Origin of the sequence: Micromonospora sp. C31, assembly GCF_018070575.1 — a bacterium.
In the GTDB taxonomy this organism is placed as follows: domain Bacteria; phylum Actinomycetota; class Actinomycetes; order Mycobacteriales; family Micromonosporaceae; genus Micromonospora.
This window is the reverse complement of the sequence record NZ_JAGPXN010000001.1, coordinates 622,267-643,630: the sequence shown is the minus strand read 5'-3', so window position 1 is coordinate 643,630 and position 21,364 is coordinate 622,267. Positions and strand designations below refer to the sequence as shown.

The window sequence follows — 21,364 nt, the reverse complement described above, 5'->3', positions numbered from 1 at the left end:
TCGTGAGACCTGACGAGTACGTCGAGGCGGTGCTGGAACTGGTCGAGCGGATCCCGCCCGGCCGGGTGATGTCGTACGGGGCGGTCGCCGACGCGCTGGCCGACCGCTCGGGGCGGGCGTCGGCCCGGCTGGTCGGCTCGATCATGGCCCGGCACGGCGGGGGTGTGCCCTGGCACCGGGTGGTGAACGCGGCCGGCCGTCTGCCACCCGGTCACGAGCGGGAGGCGCGGGAGCGGCTGCGCGCGGAGGGGACGCCGCTGCGCGGCCCCGGGGCGGACATGCGGGCGAGCTGGTCCCCCGAGGAGGGGATGTGACCGGCGCCATAACGTGAGTAACATTCGGCGGCATGGACGCGCCGTCGGGTGGAGCTGGTCCGGTCGCTGGTGTGCTGCCGCGCCGGGTGCACGCCGGTTACGCACTGGGATCGCTGGCCACCGGCGCGTTCGGCACCGTGCCCGGCCTGCTGCTGCTGCCGTACCTGACCGACACCCTCGGCATCGCGGCGGGCGCGGCGGCCCTGCTGGTGCTGCTGCCGAAGGCGTGGGACGTGCTGGTCAACCCCGTCGCCGGGCGGATCTCCGACCGCACCCGGTCGCGTTGGGGCGCCCGCCGGCCCTACCTGCTGTTCGCCGGGCTCGCCCTCGGTGTGCTCTTCGCCGCCATCTTCGCCGCGCCCTTCGGCGCCGGGCCGGCCGCCGGGGCGTACGTGGCGGTCGCCTTCCTGGCCACGGCCACCGCGTTCGCCTTCTTCCAGGTGCCGTACGTGGCGATGCCGGCGGAGCTGACCGGCGACTACGCCGAACGTACCCGGCTGATGAGCTGGCGGATCGCGGTGCTGGCGCTGGCCATCCTGGTCTCCGGCGCGGTGGCCCCGCTGGTGCGCGACGCCGGCGGCGGAGGCGTCCCCGGGCACCGCTGGATGGGCTTCTTCGTCGCCGGGCTGATCGTGCTCGGCGCGGTCGGCGCGTTCCTCGGCACCCGGTCCGCGCCCGGCGGCGCGGTGGCGGAGAGCGAGCCGACGCTGCGCGCCCAGCTCGCCGTCGCCGCCCGCAACCGGCCGTTCCGGGCGTTGCTGGTCTGCTTCGTGGTGCAGTCCGCCGGGGTCGCCACCGTCCTCGCGGGGGTCAACTACTTCGCCGACCAGATCCTGCGCGATCCCGAGGGCGGGCCGACCGTCCTGTTCGCCTGCTTCGTCGGGCCGGCGCTGCTGGTGATGCCGCTCTGGACCCGGGTGGGGGCGCGGGTCGGCAAGCTCGCCGCACTGGTCGCCGCGTCGCTGATCTTCGCGGTCGGCGCGCTGGCCCTGGTCGCCGCCCCGGTGCTGCCCGCCCTCGCGGTCTACCCGCTGGTCGCGCTGATCGGCGTCGGCTACGCCGGGCAGCAGGTGTTCGCCCTCGCGATGCTCCCGGACTGCATCGCGTACGACACGGCGCGCACCGGCCGGCGTCAGGCCGGCGTCTTCACGGGGCTCTGGACGGCCGGTGAGACCTTCGGGTTGGCCCTCGGGCCGGGCATCTTCGGCCTGGTGCTCCAGCTCAGCGGCTACGTCTCCTCCGACACCGGCACTGCGGCCACCCAGCCCGGCACCGCCCGACTGGGCATCCTGATCGGCTTCACGGTCCTCCCCGCCCTCCTGGTCGGCCTGGCGGTCCTGGCCCTGCGCCCCTACGACCTGACCCCGGCCCGCCTCGCGACCCCAACCCTCCGAACCCACCCCGCCGATCACGCAGTTGTGGTGGGGAATGAAAGCCGCTGACCACCATGGAAAGGGCACCACGACTCCATGATCGACGACGAAGCTGACCGGCGGGCGCTGCCCGGCAACGGCCTGCCCGCCGAGCGGGTGCTGGCGGAGGTGCGCGCCCTGCGCGCCGCCGACCGGCCCACGCACGGGGGACGGCTGTTCGCGTACGTCTACGACCCGGCGGTGCCCGGGCTGGACGAGCTGGCCGCCGCCGCGTACGCCGGCAGCGCCCACGTCAACGGGCTCGACCCGACCGCCTTCCCGTCGCTGCTCGCGATGGAGAACACGCTGGTCGGGGCGGCCGCCCGGCTGCTCGGCGGCGGCCCCGGCAGCACCGCACCGGACGCCGTCGGCAGCGTCACCAGCGGCGGCACCGAGTCGCTCATCCTGGCCGTGAAGGCCGCCCGGGACGCCCACCCGGAGATCACGGCACCCCGGATCGTGGTGCCGGCCAGCGCCCACGCCGCGTTCGCCAAGGCGGCGCACTACCTGCGGGTCGCCGTGGACACGGTGCCCGTGTCGGCGCCGACCCTCCGGCCGGCCGCCGCCGACGTGGCCGCGGCCATCGGCCCGCAGACCGTGCTGGTGGCCTGCTCCGCCCCCTCGTACGCGCACGGCGTCGTCGACCCCGTCGCCGAGATCGCCGAGGCCGCCGCCACGGCCGGGGTGCGCTGCCACGTGGACGCCTGCTTCGGCGGCTGGACCCTGCCGTACCTGCGCCGGCTCGGGGTGCACGTGCCGCCGTTCGACTTCGCCGTCGCGGGGGTCACCTCGATCTCGGTGGACCTGCACAAGTACGCGTACGCCCCGAAGGGCGTGTCGGTGCTGCTGCACCGCGACGCGGCGCTGCGCGCCCCGCAGTACTTCGCGTACGCCGACTGGCCCGGCTACACGATGGTGAACCCGGTCATCGCCTCCACCCGCTCCGGCGGGCCGATCGCCGCCGCGTACGTCACCCTGCGGCACCTCGGCGACGACGGGTACCTGCGGCTCGCGGCGGCCACCCGCGACGCCGTGGCCGGCCTGGCCGACGCCGTGCGCGCGGTCGACGGGCTGCGGCTGATGGCCGAGCCGGAGTCGACCGTCGTCTGCTTCACCGCCACCGATGCGGGTCTCGACCTCTTCGTGCTGGTCGACGAGCTGGCCGCCCGAGGCTGGCACACCCAGCCCCAGTTGTCGTACGCCGACCTGCCGCCGAGCGTGCACCTGACGGTGACCGCCGCGGTGGCGCCCCGGGTGGCCGACTTCGGCCCGGACCTCGCCGACGCCGTGGCTGCCACCCGGGCCGCCGGGCCGGTGGCGCTCCCCGCCGAACTGCTGGCCCTCGCGACCACGCTGACCCCCGACGCGCTCACCCCCGACCTGGTCGCCGGCCTGGCCGCCGGGCTGGGCCTGGCCGGCCCCGTACCCGCCGACGCCGGCCCCGCCGGTCCCGGAGATGCCGCCGGCCCCGCCGGTCCCGGAGATGCCGCCGGCCCCGCCGGTCCCGGAGATGCCGCCGGCCCCGCCGACTCTGCCGCCTCCGGCGACGGCGTCGGGACGGCCGTTCCGTCGCCCGGGCGGATGGCGGTGGTGAACACCCTGCTCGACGCCGCGCCGCCGGCGCTACGGGAACGGCTGCTGGTGGAGTTCGTCGGCCTGCTGCAACGCCCCACCTGGTGAGCGGCGGCGGCGTCCACCGCGCCGGGTGGACGCCGCCGCCGGACCACCCGTGCACCCGGAGGTCGGCATACGTCCGGCGGCGGTGACACTCCACCGGGCTTCGGCCGGTTGCGGCCGGCGCGGTCGTGGATCCGACGGCGGGAGCGGCCGCCGACGGGTCGACCGGTGCCGCCGCGGGCTGTGGTTGACTGGTGGCGGTGCTCGGGAAAGGGGGCGGTCGTGCAGGTGCCGGGAGTGCTCGGTGAGCCGATCCGGTTCGTGCTGAACTGGGGCCGCCGCTACTCGCTCTGGGTCTTCAACTTCGGCCTGGCCTGCTGCGCGATCGAGTTCATCGCCACCAGCATGGGTCGGCACGACTTCATGCGCCTCGGCGTGATCCCGTTCGCGCACGGGCCCCGGCAGGCCGACCTCATGGTCGTCTCCGGGACGGTCACCGACAAGATGGCCCCCGCGATCAAGCGGCTCTACGACCAGATGCCCGAGCCGAAGTACGTCATCTCGTTCGGCGCGTGCTCCAACTGCGGCGGCCCCTACTGGGACTCGTACTCGGTGACCAAGGGCGTCGACCAGCTCATTCCGGTCGACGTCTACGTGCCCGGCTGCCCGCCCCGGCCCGAGGCGCTGCTGCACGGCATCCTGCGCCTGCAGGAGAAGATCGCCGCCGAGCAGTCCGGGATCGGCGGCGTGCCCCGGCCGGACGCGCTCGCCGCGCCGGTCGACGCCGCGCCAGCCGACGGGGCCACCGGCGTGCCGCCGCGCTCGGCGGAGTCGCTGACCGCCCCGCCGGTCCGCCCGCCCGCCTCCTGAGCCGTACCGTCCGGTCGGACGAGGGCCCGGGCTGGCCGGCGGGGGCTAGCCTGCGCACCATGAACCACTCCGCCGACCAGCGTTCCGCCCACATCGTCGACGTGCTCACCGAGGAGTTCGGCGCGTCGATGGCTCTCGACCCGGCCGCCTTCCGCCGCAAGTTCCGCAAGATGGCCGCGTCGCCGTTCGCCTTCTACCGGGGCAGCGCCTCGCTCTTCTACGCCGACCAGGTCGGTGACTTCGCCGACGACCGGTTCCTCGACGACCGCACCGGCCGGGTGTGGATCCACGGCGACCTGCACGCGGAGAACTTCGGCACGTACATGAACGCGTCCGGGCAGCTCGTGTTCAACGTCAACGACTTCGACGAGGCGTACGTGGGGCCGTTCAGCTGGGACCTGAAGCGGCTCGCCGCGAGCGTGGCGCTGCTCGGCTACGCCAAGGCGCTCTCCGACCGGGCGATCAGCGACCTGGTCACCGGCTTCGCGCAGTCGTACCTGACCGAGCTGCGGGCCATCGCCGCCGGTGGCGACGACGCGATCGGCTCGATCACCCTGGACAACGCCGACGGCGTGCTGCGCCGGGTGCTCCAGCAGGCGCGGCTCAACACCCGGGTCGACCTGCTCGCCACGCAGACCACCATCGACAACTACGAGCGCAGGTTCTCGCTGGGCGACGGCGTCTTCGAGGTCGACGCCGAGACCCGGGAGCGGGTCTGCGCCGCGTTCGAGGACTACCTCGGCACGCTGCCGGCCTCCTCCGCCCAGTTCCGTCCGGTGGCCACGCACATCAAGGACGTGGTGCTGCGCAAGGGAGTGGGCATCGGCTCGGCCGGGCTGCCGTCGTACAACCTGCTGTTGGAGGGGCACACCGAGGCGCTGGAGAACGACGTCGTCATCTACATGAAGCAGGCCCAGGTGCCGGCGGTGGCCCGGCACATCGCCGACGAGTCGGTCGCGGGCTACTTCCAGCACCAGGGGCACCGCACCGCCGAGTCGCAGCGCGCACTCCAGGCGCACGCCGACCCGTGGCTGGGCTTCACCGAGCTGGACGGGGCCGGCCAGCTCGTCGCCGAGGTCTCCCCGTACGCGGCCGACCTCGACTGGGCCGACGTGAACGAGCCGGAGGAACTGGCCGGGGTGCTCGCCGACCTGGGCCGGGCGGTCGCCCGGATGCACTCGGTGGCCGACGACGAGTCCAGCCACGACCTGGTCGACTACTCCACCGAGGAGGCGATCGTGGCGGCGGTGGACACCGACGAGGCGGGCTTCGTGGCGCACCTGGTCGACTTCGCCCACGCGTACGGCGTCCGCGCCCGGCAGGACCACCAGCTCTTCGTCGACCTGTTCCGCAACGGCCGGCTGCCCGGCCTCTGAGCGGGGTCAGGAGCCGAACTCCAGCACCACCTTGATGTCGTCCGGTTCGGGGGTGTACGCCTCGGTGTACGCCTCCACCGGCACGCGGCGGGTGATCAGCGCGTCGAGCCAGGAGGGGTCGGCTCGGGCCAGCGCCGCGGCGGCGAGGTCCCAGTGCCGGCGGTTGGCGTTCACCGAGCCGAAGACCACGTTGTTCTCCAGCACCAGGGCGCGGTTGAGCGCCCCGGCGTCGAGGTCGATGGTCCGCCCGCCGCTGGAGACGCCGGTCAGGCAGACGATGCCGGTCGGCGCGACCTTGTACATCACGTCGAGGACGACGACCGGCGCCCCGGTGCACTCCAGCACCACGTCCGGCTCGAAGTCCAGATCGCAGACGGACCCGGTGTGGTAGGTCGCGCCGAGCGCCCGTACCAGACCCGGTTTCGGCCCGGTGGTGTTGCGGTCCAGCACGTGCACGGCGAGCCCGCGCTGCGTGGCCAGCAGCGCGGCCAGCAGGCCGATCGGCCCGGCCCCGGTGACCAGCACCGTCCGCGGCTGCCACTCGGCGCGGCCGCCGATCCGCTCGATGTGCTCCCACGCCTTCGCCACCACGCTGGTGGGTTCCAGCAGCATGCCGACCGGGGCGAGGGAGCGGTCCAACCCCACGGCGAACCGGGGTGGCAGCCGCCAACGGTCCCGGGCGAAGCCGGGCAGGGCCTTGATGCCGTGCTCGGTGAACCGGCCGTTGCGGCACATGTCCCACTCGCCGACCGCGCAGTTCGGGCAGGGCACCGGGTCGGGGTGCCGGACGACGCCCGCCACCAGGTCGCCGGGTTGCAGGGTGCCGGACGGGTCCTCCAGCACCCGACCCAGCGACTCGTGCCCCAGCACCAGCCGGTCCGCGCCGGGCGGCGCCTCGCCGTACCCGCCGGCGATGATCTCGTGGTCGGTGCCGCAGATCCCCACCGCCAGGGCCTCGACCAGGATCGCACCCTCCTCGGGCAGCGGCTCCGGATGGTCCTCGACCAGCCGCAGTGAGTCGGCGACCCCTGGGCAGACAGTCACAGCGCGCACGCCCCCATCCTTCCCCGCCGCCCGTCCCCTCCGCCGCCAAAGCCCCACATCTCCCACCCCACCCCTAGGATCAGCGGCATGACTCCGGAAGAGGTCGGCCAGCGGATGGTCGCGCTGCTCGCGCCCGCCGAGGTGACCCCGGCGGTCTCCGGCGGCCAGGCGCATGCCCGCGCCACCGTCGACGTGCCGCCGGTGAACTGGCCGGACGCGCTCCGCGCGGCCCGCGACGACGCCGAGCTGGCCTGCGACTACTTCGACTGGCTCTCCGCCGTCGACGAACTCGCCGGTGGCTTCGACGTGGTGGCGCACCTCTGGTCCACCACCCGCCGCCACGGGCTCCTGCTGCGCACCCGGGTGCCCCGGGAAGCCCCGGCGGTCGCCTCGGTGGTCGACGTCTACCCGGGTGCGGCGTGGCACGAGCGGGAGACGCACGAGATGTTCGGCATCGACTTTCCCGGCCACGCCGGGCTGACGCCGCTGCTGCTGCCGCCCGAGTTCGAGGGGCACCCGCTGCGCAAGGAGTTCGTGCTCGCGTCCCGGGTGGCGAAGCCGTGGCCGGGTGCCAAGGAACCGGGCGAGTCCGAGGCCGGCGGCGGGCGACGGCCGATCCGCCCGCCGGGCGTGCCCGCACCGGGGGAGTGGGGTACGACGCCGACGCCGGCCGGCGCGGGCGGGGTCGGGGAGGGGCCGCGCGGCGGCACCCCGGCCCGCCCGGCCCGGGAGCGGCCTGCCCGACCGGCTCCGGGGGCCCGTCCACCCCGTACCGCCCGGCCCACCGCCACCGCCGACGGCCCGGCGCCGCCCGGCCCGGCCGCCGCAGGTCCGGCGGACCCGCCGGCACCGCAGGGGCCAGCCGCGTCGGAGCGGTCCGGCGACGACGGAGGTACGCCCTGATGCCCCTGTGGTTGGAGCTGGTCATCCGGGTGGGCGGCGTGCTCGTCGCCTTCCTCACCCTGCCGTTGCTGGTCGGGCAGGCCGAGCACAAGGTGATGGCGCACATGCAGGGCCGGCTCGGCCCCATGTACGCGGGCGGCTTCCACGGCTGGGCCCAGCTGGTCGCCGACGGCGTGAAGTTCGTGCAGAAGGAGGACGTCACGCCCCGGGCGGCGGACCGGGCGGTGTTCCGGCTCGCCCCGGCCGTCGCCCTCGTGCCCTACCTGCTGGTCCTGCTGGTGATCCCGCTCGGCCCCGACGACCTGGTCGGGCAGCCGCTGGACATCGGCCTGTTCTTCGTGCTGGCCGTCGTGGGCGTGGGCGTCGTGGCGGTGCTGATGTCGGCGTGGGCGTCGGCCAACAAGTACAGCCTCCTCGGGGGCCTGCGCGGGGCGGCCCAGCTGCTCGGCTACGAGCTGCCGCTGGTGCTGGCCGCCGCCTCGGTGGCGATGGCGGCCGGCACCCTCAGCCTCTCCGGCATCGTCGAGGCGTGGCAGCCGTGGTGGCTGCTCTGGCAGGCCCCCGCCATGGTCGTCTTCTTCCTCGCCGGGCTCGCGGAGATCCGCCGCCCGCCGTTCGACATGCCGGTCGCCGACTCGGAGCTGGTCTTCGGCTACATGACGGAGTACACGGGCCTGCGGTTCGCGTTCTTCCTGCTCGCCGAGTACGTCGGCATCGTGGTGATCGCCGCGCTCACCACCGTGCTCTTCCTCGGCGGCTGGCAGGGCCCGTTCGCCGACGCGCAGCTCGGCTGGCTGTGGACCCTGTTGAAGGTCTTCGCCGTCTCGTTCCTGATCATCTGGATCCGGGTGTCCTACCCCCGGTTGCGCGAGGACCAGCTCCAGCGCCTCTGCTGGCTCGTCCTGGTGCCCGTCTCCCTGGGCCAGCTCGTCCTCACGGCCGCCGTCCGGATCGCACTGTAGGAACGCGTACCCCGGTAAGGAAGGGCACCTTGTTAACGCATTCTGTATAGGAAGGGGCCCTTCCTAACACCTCGGTCCGAGCCCAGCCCAGCACATCCCGGGTGCGGGGCGATCCGGTCAGGGCAGCGGGGTGTGGGCGGGGTCGACGCGTTCCGCGGGCGGGGGCGGCGGGGGCGGGGTGCCGTCGCCGAAGGGACGGCCACCGAGGGCCTCCCGGCCGTGCGGGGTCAGCCAGTTCGCCAGGTCGGGCCCGAGCGGCACGATCCCGGTCGGGTTGATGTCGCGGTGCACCTCGTAGTAGTGCCGCTTGATGTGGTCGAAGTCGATCGTGTCACCGAAGCCCGGCGTCTGGAACAGGTCGCGGGCGTACGCCCAGAGCACCGGCATCTCCGTCAGCTTGCTCCGGTTGCACTTGAAGTGGCCGTGGTAGACGGGGTCGAAGCGGACCAGCGTGGTGAACAGCCGCACGTCAGCCTCGGTGATGGTGTCCCCGACCAGGTAACGCTGCCCGGCCAGCCGCTCGCCCAGCCAGTCGAGCCGGTCGAACAGCCGGTGGTACGCCTTCTCGTACGCCGCCTGGTCGCCGGCGAAGCCGCACCGGTAGACGCCGTTGTTGACGTCCCGGAACAGCAGTGCGCTCACCTCGTCGATCTCGTCGCGCAGCCGCTCCGGGTAGAGCTCGGGCGCCCCTTCGCGGTGGTACGCCGTCCACTCGGTGGACAGGTCGAGGCTCATCCGGCCGAAGTCGTTGGTGACCACCTGCCCGGTCGGCACGTCCACGATCGCCGGCACGGTGATGCCCCGCTCGTAGCCGGGGAAGCGGGCGAAGTACGCCTCGGCCAGCCGCTCGATGCCGAGCACCGGGTCGCGCCCGCCCGGGTCGAGGTCGAACGTCCAGCTCCGCTTGTCGTGGGTCGGGCCGGCGACGGCCATCGAGATCGCGTCCTCCAGCCCGAGCAGCCGCCGGACGATGATCAGTCGGTTCGCCCAGGGGCAGGCGCGGCTGACGGCCAGCCGGTACCGGCCTGGCTCCACCGGCCAGCCGTCGCGGGCGTCGGCGGTGATCCGGGTGGCGATGTAGCGCTGGTCGCGGGTGAACTCGGCGCCCGGCTCGACGTACCTGCCGCCGGTGCGCATCAGCACCTCGTCGCTGCTGCCGGCGGTGCCTCCCGCGTCAGCCGCCGTGCCGCCTGTCGTGCCGCCCTCGGTCGTGCCGCCCATGCCCGCCCCTCCACCGTCGCTCGTTTCTGGTTCCATCATGGCGGCTGCGCCGCCTCCGGGCGCGCCGAGTGCCGACCAGCACGTCGTCGGCCACCGGCACCGGCACCCCCGCACCCGCCGGCGCTCGGCCGCCCGGCCCGGCCCGGCCGGCGGTTAGGCTGCCGCCATGATCGATGTGGAGGCGGCGGCCCGACGCTTCATCGCCGACGTGTGGAACGGCGTGCGGGAGGAGTCCGCGTACGAGCTGGTCGGGCCGGAGTGCCCGGGGCTGGGCGGGGCCGGCCCGGAGGCGACGCTGGCGTGGCACCGGGAACGCCGGGCCGCCTTCCCGGACCTGCGCTACAAGATCGTGGACGTGGTGGCCGCCGGGGAGCGGGTGGCGGTGCACTGGCGTGCGGCGGGCACCCACGCCGGGCCGTTCGGCCCGGTGCCGGCGACCGGGCAGGTGGTCAGCTATTCGGGGGCGAGCTTCCTGCGCTTCGACGACGCGGGCCGGATCGTCGACGTGTGGAGCTGCAACGAGCTGTTCCAGCTCCTCCAGCAGCTCGGCGTGGAGATGCTCCCCCCGGCGGGCGGGATCAGCGGGACCGGGGCGTGATCCTGCCGAGCGGGATGTCGATCTCCCACGGCTCCGGGACGAGGACGCCGTCGGTCATCCGGGCCTGCTCGACGTAGACGCGCTTCGCCGGGTCGAGCTTGTGGGTGTGCACGACGATCCCGGACTCGGTCTCGATCCGCCAGAAGTAGGGGATGTCGGCCTCCGCGTAGAGCGCGGGCTTGAGCACCCGGTCGATGCTCCGCGACCCCTCCGAGACGATTTCGACCACCAGCATCACCTCGTGGGGCAGGTAGTGCGAGGGGTTGCGCGAGGCCGCGTCCAGCTCCGTGACCAGCACGTCTGGGATGAACGCCCGGGTGCGGGAGAGCCGCACCTCGACGCCCTGCGTGACGTCTAGGTCGGCGGGGCAGGTCTCCTCGAGCGCGGCCATGAGGCGACCGGCGATCGACTGGTGGAGTCGCGTGGGGGAGGGCGACACGATGAGGCTTCCGTCCAGGAGTTCGTGGCGGCGGCCGTCGTCGGGCAGGCGGTCGAGGTCGTCGACCGTCCACCCGCCCGGCGGCGGACAGTCGCCCTGCAGCGCGGCGGTCATGGCGAGCCCTTTCCGGTGCGTCGTTCTCCCCGGGGTCACGCTACCCGCACCGACCCCGGGTGGTGGTCGCGCGCGCCGCGGCCACAGGGCAGGATGGTCGGCATGACCGACCGCAGCGAGCGCAGCGAGCCGGGCGGCACCGGCGGAGACCGTGGCCTGCCGGGCGCGGGACTGGTGAAGGGGCTCGCGGTCACGTTGAAGACGATGACCCGCCGCTCGACCACCCAGCAGTACCCGGACGTCGCCCCCGAGCTGCCACCCCGCTCGCGCGGGGTGATCGCGCTGCTGGAGGAGAACTGCACGGTCTGCATGCTGTGCGCCCGGGAGTGTCCGGACTGGTGCATCTACATCGACTCGCACAAGGAGGAGGTGGCGGTGCCCGGCGCCGCCCGCCCCCGCCAGCGCAACGTGCTCGACAAGTTCGACATCGACTTCTCGCTCTGCATGTACTGCGGCATCTGCGTGGAGGTCTGCCCCTTCGACGCCCTCTACTGGTCGCCGGAGTTCGAATACTCCGAGTACGACATCAAGGACCTGCTGCACGACAAGGACCACCTCGGGCAGTGGATGGGCACCGTGCCGCCGCCGCCCGCGCACGACCCGAACGGTGAGCCGGCGAAGGAGGAGACCGCCGCCGCGCGCAAGGCCGCGATTCCGGCCGCGCCCGCCGCCCGTCCCGCCGCGCCGGTCGTACGCCCCGAGCCCGAGGCCGGCGCATGACCGGTGCGGACGTGCTGCTGCTCGCCCTCGGCGCGCTGGCGGTCGGTTCGGGGGCGCTGGTGGTCGCCACCCGGCACCTGGTCCGGGCCGGCCTCTACCTGGTGCTCTGCCTCGGCGCGCTGGCCGGGATGTACCTGGTGCTCACCGCCGAGCTGGTGGCCTGGGTGCAGGTGCTGATCTATGTCGGCGCGGTGGTGGTGCTGCTGCTCTTCGCGGTGATGCTCACCCGCGCCCCGATCGGCGCCTCCGACGACCTGGACCGGCCCGGCTGGGCCGCGGCACTGATCGGCGGCGGCACCGGCCTCGGGCTGGCCGCCCTGCTGGTCGACGCGTACCGGTGGACGGCCGTGGAACTGCCCGAGGCGGGCACCGCCGAACGCCTCGGCGACCAGATCTTCCGCAGCTGGGTGCTCCCCTTCGAGGTGCTCTCGGTGCTGCTGCTGGCCGCCCTGGTCGGCGCCATCGTGATTTCCCGCCCCGACATCGGCCGGCCGAAGGCCGCGGAGCCGGGCCCCGCCGGGTCCCGCACCGCCGGGCCGGGCACGGGCCGGTCCGGCCCGGCGGTCGGCGGCCGGCGTCCGGGCGACGACGGCGGGCGGTCGCGGTGAGACCCGTCATCCCGTACGTCACCGCCGCGCTGCTGTTCGGCCTGGGCATCTACGGCGTGCTGCGCCGCCGCAACGCGGTGCTGGTGCTGATGGCTGTCGAGCTGATGCTCAACGCGGTCAACCTGATCCTGATCACCGCCGACACCACCGTGCGCGCGCACCTGCCGCACGGCGGGCAGGTCTTCGCGCTCTTCGTGATCGTGCTGGCCGCCGCCGAGATCGGGGTCGGCCTGGCGATCGTGCTCCAGCTCTACCGGCTGCGGGCCACCGTCGCCGTCGACGAGGTGCCGTTGGCCGAGCGTCCGCCGGCCGGCCGTCCGGCCGAGCCAGCCACCGCCGGAGCCACCGCGGGAGCCGCCGGAGCCAGCACCGGAGCCGGCGTCGGGGGCGAGTTCGGGAGCACCGCCGGGGCGGACGCCCGGCGCGGGTCCGCCGACCGCCCGGAGGGGGAACGGTGAGCACGACCACCCTGATCGGCGCGCTGCTGCCCGGCGTACCGCTGGTGGCGGGCCTGCTCGGCCTGCTGCTGCCGCCGGCTCCGCGCGACGCCGACGGCAGCGGGACCGGGTCGTTCCGGCCCGGCGGGGCCCGGGCACGGCAGATGGCGATCGCGCTCGGCGTGGCGGGGGCGGCCGGTGCGCTGGCGCTCGCCGTCGCCCTGCTGGTCACCCTCGACCGGCCCGCCGAGGCGTCCGCGACCTGGGTGGACCTGGGCGGGCTGACGGTGAGTCTCGGGGTGCGGCTGGACTCCGCCGCCGCGCTGGTCGCCGTCGCGGTCGCCGCGGTCGCCCTGGCCGTGCAGGTCTATTCGATCGGCTACCTGCGCCGGGGCCCGCACGACGACGTCGACACCGACCACCGCTACCCGCCGTACGCGGCGCAGATCAGCCTCTTCACCGCCGCCATGCTGCTGGTGGTGGTCGCCGGCGACCTGATCCTGCTGCTGGTCGGCTGGGAGGTGATGGGCATCTGCTCCTACCTGCTCATCGCCCACGACCGCCGGCTGCCGGAGGCGCCGGCCGCCGCCATGAAGGCGTTCCTGGTGACCCGGGTCGGCGACGTCGGCTTCCTGCTCGGCATCGCGCTGCTCGGCGTCTCGGCGGGCACCTTCCGGATCGCCGACGTGCTCGCCCACGACCACGCCGCCGGTACGCTGACCGCCGCCTGCCTGCTGCTGCTCGCCGGGGTGGCCGGCAAGAGCGCCCAGTTCCCGCTGCACACCTGGCTGCCGGACGCGATGGCCGGCCCGACGCCGATCTCGGCGCTGATCCACGCCGCCACCATGGTCGCCGCCGGCGTGTACGCCGTGACCCGGCTCTACCCGCTGTTCGAGGCGACCCCGGTGGCGCTGGCCGTGCTCGGCGTGATGGCCTCGGTCACCCTGCTGCTCGGCGCGTTCGCCGCCACCGCCCAGGACGACCTCAAGCGGGTGCTGGCCTGGTCGACGGTCTCCCAGATCGGCTACATGACGGGCGCGCTGGCGGTCGGCTCGCCGCCGGCCGCGCTGTTCCACCTGCTCACCCACGCCGCCTTCAAGGCCCTGCTGTTCCTCGCCGCCGGTGCGGTCATCCACGCCGTCGGCACCACGCTGATGTCCCGGATGGGCGGGCTGCGCCGCAGCATGCCGGTCACCTTCTGGTGCACGGTGATCGGGCTCGGGGCGCTCGCCGGGCTACCGCCGCTGTCGGGCTTCTGGAGCAAGGACGGCGTGCTCACCGTCGCCCAGGAGGCCGCCCTGCACGGCACCGGCCCCGCCCCGACCTGGGTCGGCTGGCTGGTCTGGCTGGCCGGGCTGGTCGGCGTGGCGGTCACCGCCTGGTACGCCACCCGCCTGCTGCTGCGCACCTTCCTCGGCGCGGCGCGGCTGCCGCTGGCCCACCCGCACGACCCGCCCGCCGTGATGCGCTGGCCGCTGCTGCTGCTCGCCGTACCGGCCGCCCTGCTCGGCCTCGCCGGCTTCAACTGGGCCTTCGCCCGCCGGCTGCTGCTCACGCCCACCGCCGGTGAGCCGGCCGGCGAACACCTCCTGATCCACGTCGGCCCGGAACTGCTGCTGCCGCTGGCGCTGCTGGCCGTCGGGGCGGGGCTCGCCTGGCTGCGCTGGCGGCGGGACCCGGCCGCCGACCCGGCGAGCGCGCTGGGCCCGCTGCGGCCGGTCCTCGCCGCCGCGTTCCGGCTCGACGACGTCCAGCGTGCCCTGGTCGTACGCCCGACGAAGGCGCTGGCGCGCGCGGCGCGTACGGCCGACAAGGTGGTGGTGGACGGCGCGGTCGAGGGCAGCGGCCGGGCCGCGCTCGGCCTCGGCGGCGGCCTGGCGTCGCTGCACCGCGCGGCGCTGCCGCGCGCGGCGGCCGGGGTGCTGGCCGGGGCGCTGCTGATCGGCCTGGCCGCCGTCCTGATCGGAGGGGCCGCATGAGCGCGAGTGAGCCGGTCTTGCGAGCCGCGCAGTCGCGAACTGAGGTGGCGTCATGAGGTTGGGGGAGTTCCTGCTGGTGGCGGTGCTGGCGCTGCCGGCGCTGGGCGCGCTCGCGGTGGCGGCGACGCCCCGGGACCGGGCGGCCCGGGCGGTCGGCACGGCCGTCGCCGCGCTGACCCTGGTGGCCGCCGCGCTGCTCTTCCTCGGCGACCGCACCTGGGTCACCCACGCGGCCGACGCCCCCGCCGTGCGCCCGTGGCACCGGCTCGACCTGCCCTGGGTACCCGGCCTCGACCTGCGCCTGCACCTCGGCGTCGACGGCATCTCCTGGCCGCTGGTCGTGCTGACCGCCCTGCTCACCCTGCTCTGCTGCGGCTACACCATGTGGAAGGTCCCCGACGGCGGCAGCGGGCGGGCGCTGGTGGCTCTGCTGCTGGTCGTCGAGGTCGGCATCCTCGGCACGTTCCTCGCCCTCGACCTCGTGCTCTTCTTCGTCTTCTTCGAGGTCGTCCTGCTCCCGATGTATGCGATCATCGCCGGCTGGGGCGGCGCGGACCGGCGGCGGGCGGCGGTGAAGTTCGCCCTCTACACGCTGTTCGGCTCGGTGCTGCTGCTGGTCGGCGTCTTCGTGGTGGTGTCCGCCGCCGGGACGGCCGACATCGTGGCCCTCACCGGCGGGACAGGACTGTCGCGCGGCACCCAGCTCGCGGCGTTCACGCTGCTCGCGCTGGCCTTCGCGGTGAAGAGCCCGCTGTGGCCGCTGCACTCCTGGCTGCCCGACGCGCACACCCAGGCGCCCACCGTCGGCAGCGTCGTCCTCGCCGGGGTGCTGCTCAAGATGGGCACGTACGGGCTGATCCGGATCGCGGTCGGGGTGGCCCCGGAGGGCGCCCGCTGGGCCGCCCCGGTGCTCGGCGTGCTTGCGGTGACGGCGATCCTGGTCGGCTCGCTGGTCTGCCTCGCCCAGCGCGAGCTGAAGCGGCTCATCGCGTACTCCAGCGTCGGGCACATGGGCTTCGTGCTGCTCGGGGTCGCCACGCTCACCACCACCGGCATCCAGGCGGCCCTGATCGGCAACGTCGCGCACGGGGTGATCACCGGCCTGCTCTTCTTCATCGCCGGCGCGGTCAGGGACCGTACGCACACCGGGTCACTGGACGAGCTGTCCGGGCTGCGCGAGACCGCCCCCCGGCTCGCCGGGCTGCTCGGCTTCGCCGCCGTCGCCTCGCTCGGCCTGCCCGGCCTGGCCGGCTTCTGGGGCGAGGCGTTCGCCGTGGTCGCCGCCGTCGAGGTCGGCGGGGCGCTCTGGACCACGCTGGGCGTGTTGGCGGCGGTCGGCGGGGCGCTCACCGCGGCGTACCTCCTGCGGCTGCTGCGCCGGGTGACGCACGGGCGGCCCAGCGCGGCGGTCGGGCGGCTGACCCCCGGCCTGGCGGGCGTGGAACTGGTCGCGTGGGCACCGCTGGTGCTGCTCGCCCTGGCGGTCGGCCTGGCCCCGACCCTGGTGCTCGGCGTCGCCGAGGCACCCGTCGAGGCCCTGGTGGAGGTACTGCGGTGACTGAGGCGGGCCGGCGGTACGGACGTGACGGGACATCGGCATGAGCGTGCGGAGCGAGCGAATCATGGGGCTCAGCGTGCGGAGCGAGCGAATCATGGGGCTCAGCGCTTTGGTGCCTCATGACGGCACGCAGCGGAGCGGAGTGCCGGCATGAGCGTGGTGCAGAGCGTCGACAACGTGGCGCTCCTTCCGGCGTACCTGGCGGCCGGCACGGCCGTGCTGGTGCTGCTGGCCGACCTGCTGGTGGCCCGGGGCCGGGTCACGCTGGCGACGGCCGCCGTCGGCGCGGCGGCCACGGCGCTCGGCGCGGTCCTGGTCGGCGCCGGGGGCGAGCGCCGGACGTTCTGCGTCGGCCCCGACTGCTCGTACGTCTTCGGTGGCCGGGCCGCCCTGGTGGCCGGCGTCGTCGCCCTGCTCACCCTCGGCGTGCTCGTGTTGTCCGGTCCGCTGCTGCGGGCGGGGCAGTCGCCGACGGGGGAGTACTGCTTCCTGCTCGCCTGCTCGATGACGGGCGGCGTGGTGCTCGGCGCGGCCGGCGACCTGATCACCCTGATCGTGGCGCTGGAGACGCTCACCCTTCCGCTGTACGTCCTCGTCGGGCTGCGCCGCGGCAGTCTGGCCAGCGCCGAGGCGGCCGTCACGTTCTTCGTGGTGAGCGTGGTCGCCACCACGCTGACGCTGCTCGGGGCGGCGCTGCTCTACGCGGCCACCGGCGGGCTGCACCTGGGCCGGATCGGCGCGATCCTCGCCGACCGGCCCGACCTGCTGGACCTGCCGCTCACCACCGCCGCCGTGGCGCTGGTGGTGCTGGGGCTGGCGTTCAAGGTGGCGGCGGTGCCGTTCCACGCCTGGGCGCCGGCCACCTACGACGGCGCGCCGCTGCCGGTGGCGGCGTACCTGTCCACCGCCTCCAAGCTGGGCGGCGTGGTGGCCCTGCTCGCCGTCGTCCAGTACGCGCTGCCGGCCGACGTGACCGGCCCGGTGCTCGCCCTGCTCGCGGTGCTGACGATGACCGTCGGCAACCTGGTGGCGCTGCGCCAGCGGCGTACGGTCCGGCTGCTCGCCTGGTCCTCGGTGGCCCAGGCCGGCTACATCCTCGCCCCGCTCGGCGCGCTGGCGCTGACCGCCGGTCGCGCCGCCGACGCCCGCACCGCCGCGTACGCGGCCGCCGTCACGTACGCCGTCTTCTTCGTGGTGCTGGAACTGGCGGCCTTCGCGGCCGTGGTGGCGCTGCGTCCGGCGGGCGCGGACGGCGGCACGGTCGACGACCTGCGCGGGGCGGCCCGGCGACACCCGTGGCGGGCGGCGGCGCTCGGGCTGGCGCTGGTCGGGCTCGCCGGCCTGCCGCCGGGCCTGGTCGGCCTCTTCGCGAAGGTGACCGTGGTCCGTTCGCTGCTGGACGGCGGCGCGGGCTGGCTCGCCGTGGTGGTGGCCTTGAACGCGGTGATCGGCCTCGCCTACTACCTGCGCCTCACCGCAGCCCTCTGGGCCGCGCCGGCCGGCGCCCCGGCCGTGGTCGCCGTGCGGGCCCGGACGGTCGGGGTGGTGCTGGCCGTGACGACGGCGGCGGCGCTGGTGCTGGGCTTCGCCCCGCAGCTCGTGCTGGACCTCGCCGCCCGCTGACGCGGCGGTTGCGTCGGGCGGTCTTCCCGTTGTCCGGGGCGGTAGTCCCTGGGGGCACTCCGGACATCCCAGGCAACTCACAGCCATGAGACGGATGGTTGACGGGTACCGGGGTTGTTGCACCGGTCAGCGGATCCCGCGCGTTCCGTGTTGCACCGAAGGAGTGATCGTGCACCACAACCGTCTGAAGACCGCCGCGCTGCTCGGCCTGCTCACGTCGCTGATCCTGGCGGTGGGCTACTGGTTCGGCGGCAGTGGCGGCCTGGTCATCGCCGTCGTCGTCTCACTGGTCATGAACGGTGTCACCTACTTCTACTCCGACAAGCTCGCGCTGCGCTCGATGCGGGCGCAACCGGTCAGCGAGGCACAGTTCCCCGAGCTGTACCGGATGGTCCGCGAGCTGGCCACCGAGGCCGGGCAACCGATGCCCCGCCTGTACGTGAGCCCGACGTCGCAGCCCAACGCGTTCGCCACCGGGCGCAACCCGCAGCACGCGGCCGTCTGCGTCACCCAGGGGATCACGGAGATCCTCGACTACCGTGAGCTGCGGGGCGTCATCGGGCACGAGCTGTCGCACGTCTACAACCGGGACATCCTCATCTCCAGCGTGGCGGCCGGTCTGGCCGGCATCATCACCATGCTGGCGAACATCGCCTGGTTCATCCCGCTGGGCGGTGGCGACGACGAGGACTCCCCGAACCCGGCCGTGCTGCTGCTCACCATCATCCTGGGCCCGATCGCGGCCACCGTGATCCAACTGGCGATCAGTCGCAGCCGGGAGTTCCAGGCGGACGCCTCCGGCGCCCGGCTCACGAAGGACCCGCTGGCCCTGGCCAGCGCCCTGAAGAAGATCCACATGGGCGCCCAGCGCCGGCCGCTGCCGGCCCAGCGGCAGCTCACCAGCACCGCCCACCTGATGATCGCCAACCCGTTCAGAGGCGGCGGCGTGGCGGCGCTCTTCTCCACCCACCCCAAGATGGAGGAGCGGGTCGCCCGGCTGGAGCGGATGGCCGCGAACAGCGGCCCCGTGCAGTTCCAGCGCTGAGGCGCTGATCACCTCTCCGCCCGTGTCCGGTCCGCCGGACACGGGCGGAACGCCGTGTGAGCGCGTTAACCGTTCCTCTCGCGCCGTCGACGGCGTTAGGGTCGGAAGGTTCCCCGCTCGTTACATTCCTGGAGGTCGACCGTGGCCGCACTGCGCCAGTACCTGGGCGTCTGGCGGATCCCCGGAGCGCCGATGCTGCTGCTCACCGGCATCCTCGGCAGGCTCGGGATCGGCATGACGCCGCTGGCGCTGCTGCTGGTCGTCGAGGAGGTCACCGGCCGCTACTCGCTGGCTGCCGTCGCCGGGGGCATCTACGCCCTGTCCGGTGCCGCGCTCAGCCCCGTCGCCGGCCGGATCGCCGACCGCGTCGGCCCCACGCCGGTGCTCGTCGGCACCGCCGTCGCCCACCCGTTCGCCCTGCTCGGGCTGCTCTGGTCCGCCCGCTCCGACGCCGGCAGCCTGACGCTCGTCTTCGTGGCCTCCGGGGTCGCCGGGGCCACCTACCCGCCGCTGACCGCCGCGATCCGCGGCGCCTGGAACGACCTGACCTCGCCGGCGTCCGGCCGGTGGCATCTGCGCAACACCGCCCTCGCCGCCGAGACCACCCTCTTCGAGATCGTCTTCGTGCTCGGGCCGCTGCTGGTCGCCGGCTTCATCCTGTTCGCCGACGCCGGGGCCGCCCTGATCGGCGCGGCCGTGGTGACCCTGGTCGGCACCATCGCGGTGGCCCTCGGCCGGGTGATGCGCGGCTGGCGGCCGCACCCGCGCGAGAACCAGACCAGGGGACTCGGCCCGCTGCGCGTGCCCGGCTTCCCGGCACTGCTGCTCTGCGTGGCCAGCCTCGGCATCGCCTTCGGCGCGGCCGGCGTGACCGTACCGGCGTTCGCGACCGCCTACACCTCCGACGACCCCGACAGCCTCGCCGGGGTGCTGCTGGCCGTCTGGGGCGTCGGCAGCGCCGTGGGCGGTTTCTGGTTCGGCGTCCGCAGGCCGGCCCGGAACATGACCCGGCAGTTCTCGCTGCTGCTCGGCGCGGTCGCCGCCAGCTTCGCCGTCTTCGCGGTGATGCCCACCCCGGTGGCGCTGGGCACCGCCCTGGTGATCGGGGGCGCCACGATCGCGCCCGCGCTCACCCTGGAGAACACCCTGGTCGGCCGGGTCTCCCCGACCAGCATGCTGAACGAGGCGTACACCTGGGTGGTGACCATGTCCGTCGGAGCCAGCGCCGCCGGCGGCGCGGTGGCCGGCCTGATCGTCGACCACGGCGGCGGGGTGCCCTGGGCGTTCGTCTTCGCGGGGGCCGCGGTCGCCGTCGGGGCCGGCGTCGCGGCCCTGCCCGCCGGGCCCATCGCCCGTGCGGAGGCCACGGCGGTACGCACCGAGGAGCTGCTGCCCGCCTGACAGCGCCCACGAGGTTCCCGCCGCGTTGGCGGGGTACACCCGGTCATGTTCGTCTTCTTCTCGAACCGGGTGGGCTGCCTCGGCTCCCTGCTCATCAGCGTGATCCTGACGGTGGTGCTGCTGCTCGTCTTCTCCCGCTGACCGGCTTCTCCGGCGGTCGCTGAACGCCCTGGTCGGCCCTGTCGTGGCAGGGCCGACCAGGCGCGCGTCAGCGGTAGTTGGTGAACTGGAGGGCGACGCCGAAGTCCTCGGTCTTGAGCAGCGCGATGACGGCCTGGAGGTCGTCCCTCTTCTTGCCGGTGACCCGAAGCTGGTCGCCCTGGATCTGGGCCTGCACGCCCTTCGGGCCCTCGTCGCGGATCTTCTTGCTGATCGCCTTGGCCTTGTCCGAGTCGATGCCCTGGATCACCTTGCAGTCGATCTTGAAGATCTTGCCCGACGACCTAGGATCGCCGGCGTCCAGCGACTTCAGCGAGATGTTCCGCTTGATCACCTTCTCCTTGAAGACCTCCAGCGCCGCCCGCACCCGCTCCTCGGTCTCCGCCTGGAGGCTGATGGCCTCCTCGCCCGACCAGGAGATCTCGGCGCCGGTGCCCCGGAAGTCGAACCGCGTCGCGAGCTCCTTCTCCGCCTGGCGGAGAGCGTTGTCGACCTCCTGACGGTCGACCTTGCTCACGATGTCGAACGACGGGTTCGCTGCCATGCTCATGCTCCTGCTGTCCGGCGGTCTGTGGTCCTTCGTCCCCCGCTGACCAGCGGTACGACCCCCTGACGGTACCCGGTTGCGTTGGTGCCGGGGGGAGCCGCTATCCTTGCTTCCGCTGCCGCGTTACGACGCGGTGGGGTGCCCTGGCGGGTTGCCCGAGCGGCCAATGGGAGCGGACTGTAAATCCGTCGCGAAAGCTACAGAGGTTCGAATCCTCTACCCGCCACCAGGAGCACGAACGGCCCCGTGAGCTGCGGAAACGCGCTCCGGGGCCGTTCTCGTCCAGTGCGGCGGGTCCAGCCCGATCTGGTGCTCTGCGGCTGTGCGCGGCAACAGATGATCTTGGTTCGCCGTGTCGCCCGACGCCGCCAACGGGTGGATGCCGCGCGGCGTCAGCGCGTGGCTATGGCGGACCTG

Annotated in this window: 19 protein-coding genes, 1 tRNA gene and 1 pseudogene; 17 read left to right on the top strand and 4 right to left on the bottom strand. The window is 74.1% G+C overall.

Annotated elements, in window-relative coordinates:
- Positions 1–2 precede the first annotated feature (2 nt).
- The 5 genes from KBX06_RS02995 (at position 3) to KBX06_RS02975 (ending at position 5,589) form a co-directional block, all read left to right on the top strand.
- Complete coding sequence (locus tag KBX06_RS02995) at positions 3–314, top strand: MGMT family protein (protein WP_210832580.1); 312 nt, start codon at positions 3–5, stop codon at positions 312–314.
- Between the two features lie 32 nt (positions 315–346).
- On the top strand, positions 347–1,756 hold the full coding sequence (locus KBX06_RS02990; protein ID WP_210832579.1) for an MFS transporter: 1,410 nt from the start codon (positions 347–349) through the stop codon (positions 1,754–1,756).
- Positions 1,757–1,783: 27 nt separating this feature from the next.
- A complete protein-coding gene (locus KBX06_RS02985) occupies positions 1,784–3,406 on the top strand; it encodes an aminotransferase class V-fold PLP-dependent enzyme (protein ID WP_210832578.1) in 1,623 nt (540 codons plus the stop codon).
- Between the two features lie 219 nt (positions 3,407–3,625).
- Positions 3,626–4,213 carry an NADH-quinone oxidoreductase subunit B gene (locus tag KBX06_RS02980; RefSeq protein WP_210832577.1) on the top strand — a complete coding sequence of 196 codons (588 nt, stop codon included), beginning with the start codon at positions 3,626–3,628 and terminating at the stop codon, positions 4,211–4,213.
- A gap of 59 nt (positions 4,214–4,272) precedes the next feature.
- The gene (locus KBX06_RS02975) at positions 4,273–5,589 is read left to right on the top strand and encodes a DUF2252 domain-containing protein (protein ID WP_210832576.1); all 1,317 of its coding nucleotides are present in this window, start codon (positions 4,273–4,275) and stop codon (positions 5,587–5,589) included.
- Between the two features lie 6 nt (positions 5,590–5,595).
- Here the strand turns inward: KBX06_RS02975 and KBX06_RS02970 are convergent, their stop codons facing one another.
- Positions 5,596–6,642: a glucose 1-dehydrogenase gene (locus KBX06_RS02970; RefSeq protein WP_210832575.1), complete on the bottom strand. Its 1,047-nt coding sequence runs from the start codon at positions 6,640–6,642 to the stop codon at positions 5,596–5,598.
- Between the two features lie 78 nt (positions 6,643–6,720).
- Between KBX06_RS02970 and KBX06_RS02965 the strand changes: the two genes are divergently transcribed.
- Together KBX06_RS02965 and KBX06_RS02960 are read left to right on the top strand one after the other, a co-directional pair.
- The gene (locus KBX06_RS02965; protein WP_210832574.1) at positions 6,721–7,536 is read left to right on the top strand and encodes an NADH-quinone oxidoreductase subunit C; all 816 of its coding nucleotides are present in this window, start codon (positions 6,721–6,723) and stop codon (positions 7,534–7,536) included.
- The gene (locus tag KBX06_RS02960; protein ID WP_210832573.1) at positions 7,536–8,498 is read left to right on the top strand and encodes a complex I subunit 1 family protein; all 963 of its coding nucleotides are present in this window, start codon (positions 7,536–7,538) and stop codon (positions 8,496–8,498) included. Before KBX06_RS02965 ends, KBX06_RS02960 begins: the two co-directional genes overlap by 1 nt.
- 117 nt (positions 8,499–8,615) lie before the next feature.
- Here the strand turns inward: KBX06_RS02960 and KBX06_RS02955 are convergent, their stop codons facing one another.
- Positions 8,616–9,635: a glutathione S-transferase family protein gene (locus KBX06_RS02955; protein WP_210832943.1), complete on the bottom strand. Its 1,020-nt coding sequence runs from the start codon at positions 9,633–9,635 to the stop codon at positions 8,616–8,618.
- A 250-nt stretch (positions 9,636–9,885) separates the two neighbouring features.
- On the opposite strand from KBX06_RS02955, the gene KBX06_RS02950 reads away from it, so the two are divergent.
- Positions 9,886–10,317 carry an ester cyclase gene (locus KBX06_RS02950; protein WP_210832572.1) on the top strand — a complete coding sequence of 144 codons (432 nt, stop codon included), beginning with the start codon at positions 9,886–9,888 and terminating at the stop codon, positions 10,315–10,317.
- Here the strand turns inward: KBX06_RS02950 and KBX06_RS02945 are convergent.
- Entirely contained in the window at positions 10,298–10,870 is a 573-nt protein-coding gene (locus KBX06_RS02945) for a Uma2 family endonuclease (protein WP_210832571.1), read from the bottom strand. The two genes, KBX06_RS02950 and KBX06_RS02945, sit on opposite strands and share 20 nt — an antisense overlap.
- A gap of 93 nt (positions 10,871–10,963) precedes the next feature.
- On the opposite strand from KBX06_RS02945, the gene KBX06_RS02940 reads away from it, so the two are divergent.
- The 8 genes and pseudogenes from KBX06_RS02940 (at position 10,964) to KBX06_RS02905 (ending at position 20,241) form a co-directional block, all read left to right on the top strand.
- Positions 10,964–11,590 (top strand): NADH-quinone oxidoreductase subunit I, encoded by a 627-nt coding sequence (locus KBX06_RS02940; RefSeq protein WP_210832570.1) that lies wholly within the window; start codon positions 10,964–10,966, stop codon positions 11,588–11,590.
- Positions 11,587–12,198 carry an NADH-quinone oxidoreductase subunit J gene (locus KBX06_RS02935; protein WP_247684989.1) on the top strand — a complete coding sequence of 204 codons (612 nt, stop codon included), beginning with the start codon at positions 11,587–11,589 and terminating at the stop codon, positions 12,196–12,198. The genes KBX06_RS02940 and KBX06_RS02935 overlap by 4 nt, the downstream gene beginning before the upstream one ends.
- Positions 12,195–12,536: pseudogene (gene nuoK, locus KBX06_RS27575) on the top strand (NADH-quinone oxidoreductase subunit NuoK); the annotation flags it as partial. The gene KBX06_RS02935 and the pseudogene nuoK, both read left to right, overlap by 4 nt.
- Before the next feature lie 116 nt (positions 12,537–12,652).
- Positions 12,653–14,614: an NADH-quinone oxidoreductase subunit L gene (locus KBX06_RS02925; RefSeq protein ID WP_210832569.1), complete on the top strand. Its 1,962-nt coding sequence runs from the start codon at positions 12,653–12,655 to the stop codon at positions 14,612–14,614.
- Positions 14,615–14,666: 52 nt separating this feature from the next.
- The gene (locus tag KBX06_RS02920) at positions 14,667–16,172 is read left to right on the top strand and encodes a NuoM family protein (protein WP_210832568.1); all 1,506 of its coding nucleotides are present in this window, start codon (positions 14,667–14,669) and stop codon (positions 16,170–16,172) included.
- A 150-nt stretch (positions 16,173–16,322) separates the two neighbouring features.
- On the top strand, positions 16,323–17,795 hold the full coding sequence (locus tag KBX06_RS02915; RefSeq protein WP_210832567.1) for an NADH-quinone oxidoreductase subunit N: 1,473 nt from the start codon (positions 16,323–16,325) through the stop codon (positions 17,793–17,795).
- Between the two features lie 169 nt (positions 17,796–17,964).
- Positions 17,965–18,840, top strand: a complete 876-nt coding sequence (gene htpX / locus KBX06_RS02910; protein ID WP_210832566.1) for a zinc metalloprotease HtpX — start codon at positions 17,965–17,967, stop codon at positions 18,838–18,840.
- Between the two features lie 141 nt (positions 18,841–18,981).
- The gene (locus tag KBX06_RS02905) at positions 18,982–20,241 is read left to right on the top strand and encodes an MFS transporter (protein WP_210832565.1); all 1,260 of its coding nucleotides are present in this window, start codon (positions 18,982–18,984) and stop codon (positions 20,239–20,241) included.
- 208 nt (positions 20,242–20,449) lie between these two features.
- Here KBX06_RS02905 and KBX06_RS02900 read toward each other — a convergent pair whose 3' ends face one another.
- Positions 20,450–20,944: a YajQ family cyclic di-GMP-binding protein gene (locus KBX06_RS02900; protein ID WP_210832564.1), complete on the bottom strand. Its 495-nt coding sequence runs from the start codon at positions 20,942–20,944 to the stop codon at positions 20,450–20,452.
- Positions 20,945–21,092: 148 nt separating this feature from the next.
- On the opposite strand from KBX06_RS02900, the gene KBX06_RS02895 reads away from it, so the two are divergent.
- Positions 21,093–21,176 (top strand) — tRNA-Tyr (locus tag KBX06_RS02895).
- Positions 21,177–21,364 lie beyond the last annotated feature (188 nt).

Bases quoted from the DNA above. Each gene is read 5' to 3' on its own strand.
- KBX06_RS02960 (WP_210832573.1), top strand. From the start codon at position 7,536: ATGCCCCTGTGGTTGGAGCTGGTCATCCGGGTGGGCGGCGTGCTCGTC.
- KBX06_RS02940 (WP_210832570.1), top strand. From the start codon at position 10,964: ATGGTCGGCATGACCGACCGCAGCGAGCGCAGCGAGCCGGGCGGCACC.
- KBX06_RS02975 (WP_210832576.1), top strand. From the start codon at position 4,273: ATGAACCACTCCGCCGACCAGCGTTCCGCCCACATCGTCGACGTGCTC.
- KBX06_RS02900 (WP_210832564.1), bottom strand. From the start codon at position 20,944: ATGGCAGCGAACCCGTCGTTCGACATCGTGAGCAAGGTCGACCGTCAG.
- KBX06_RS02935 (WP_247684989.1), top strand. From the start codon at position 11,587: ATGACCGGTGCGGACGTGCTGCTGCTCGCCCTCGGCGCGCTGGCGGTC.
- KBX06_RS02915 (WP_210832567.1), top strand. From the start codon at position 16,323: ATGAGCGTGGTGCAGAGCGTCGACAACGTGGCGCTCCTTCCGGCGTAC.
- KBX06_RS02950 (WP_210832572.1), top strand. From the start codon at position 9,886: ATGATCGATGTGGAGGCGGCGGCCCGACGCTTCATCGCCGACGTGTGG.
- KBX06_RS02965 (WP_210832574.1), top strand. From the start codon at position 6,721: ATGACTCCGGAAGAGGTCGGCCAGCGGATGGTCGCGCTGCTCGCGCCC.
- KBX06_RS02920 (WP_210832568.1), top strand. From the start codon at position 14,667: ATGAGGTTGGGGGAGTTCCTGCTGGTGGCGGTGCTGGCGCTGCCGGCG.
- KBX06_RS02985 (WP_210832578.1), top strand. From the start codon at position 1,784: ATGATCGACGACGAAGCTGACCGGCGGGCGCTGCCCGGCAACGGCCTG.
- KBX06_RS02955 (WP_210832943.1), bottom strand. From the start codon at position 9,635: ATGCGCACCGGCGGCAGGTACGTCGAGCCGGGCGCCGAGTTCACCCGC.
- KBX06_RS02945 (WP_210832571.1), bottom strand. From the start codon at position 10,870: ATGACCGCCGCGCTGCAGGGCGACTGTCCGCCGCCGGGCGGGTGGACG.
- KBX06_RS02990 (WP_210832579.1), top strand. From the start codon at position 347: ATGGACGCGCCGTCGGGTGGAGCTGGTCCGGTCGCTGGTGTGCTGCCG.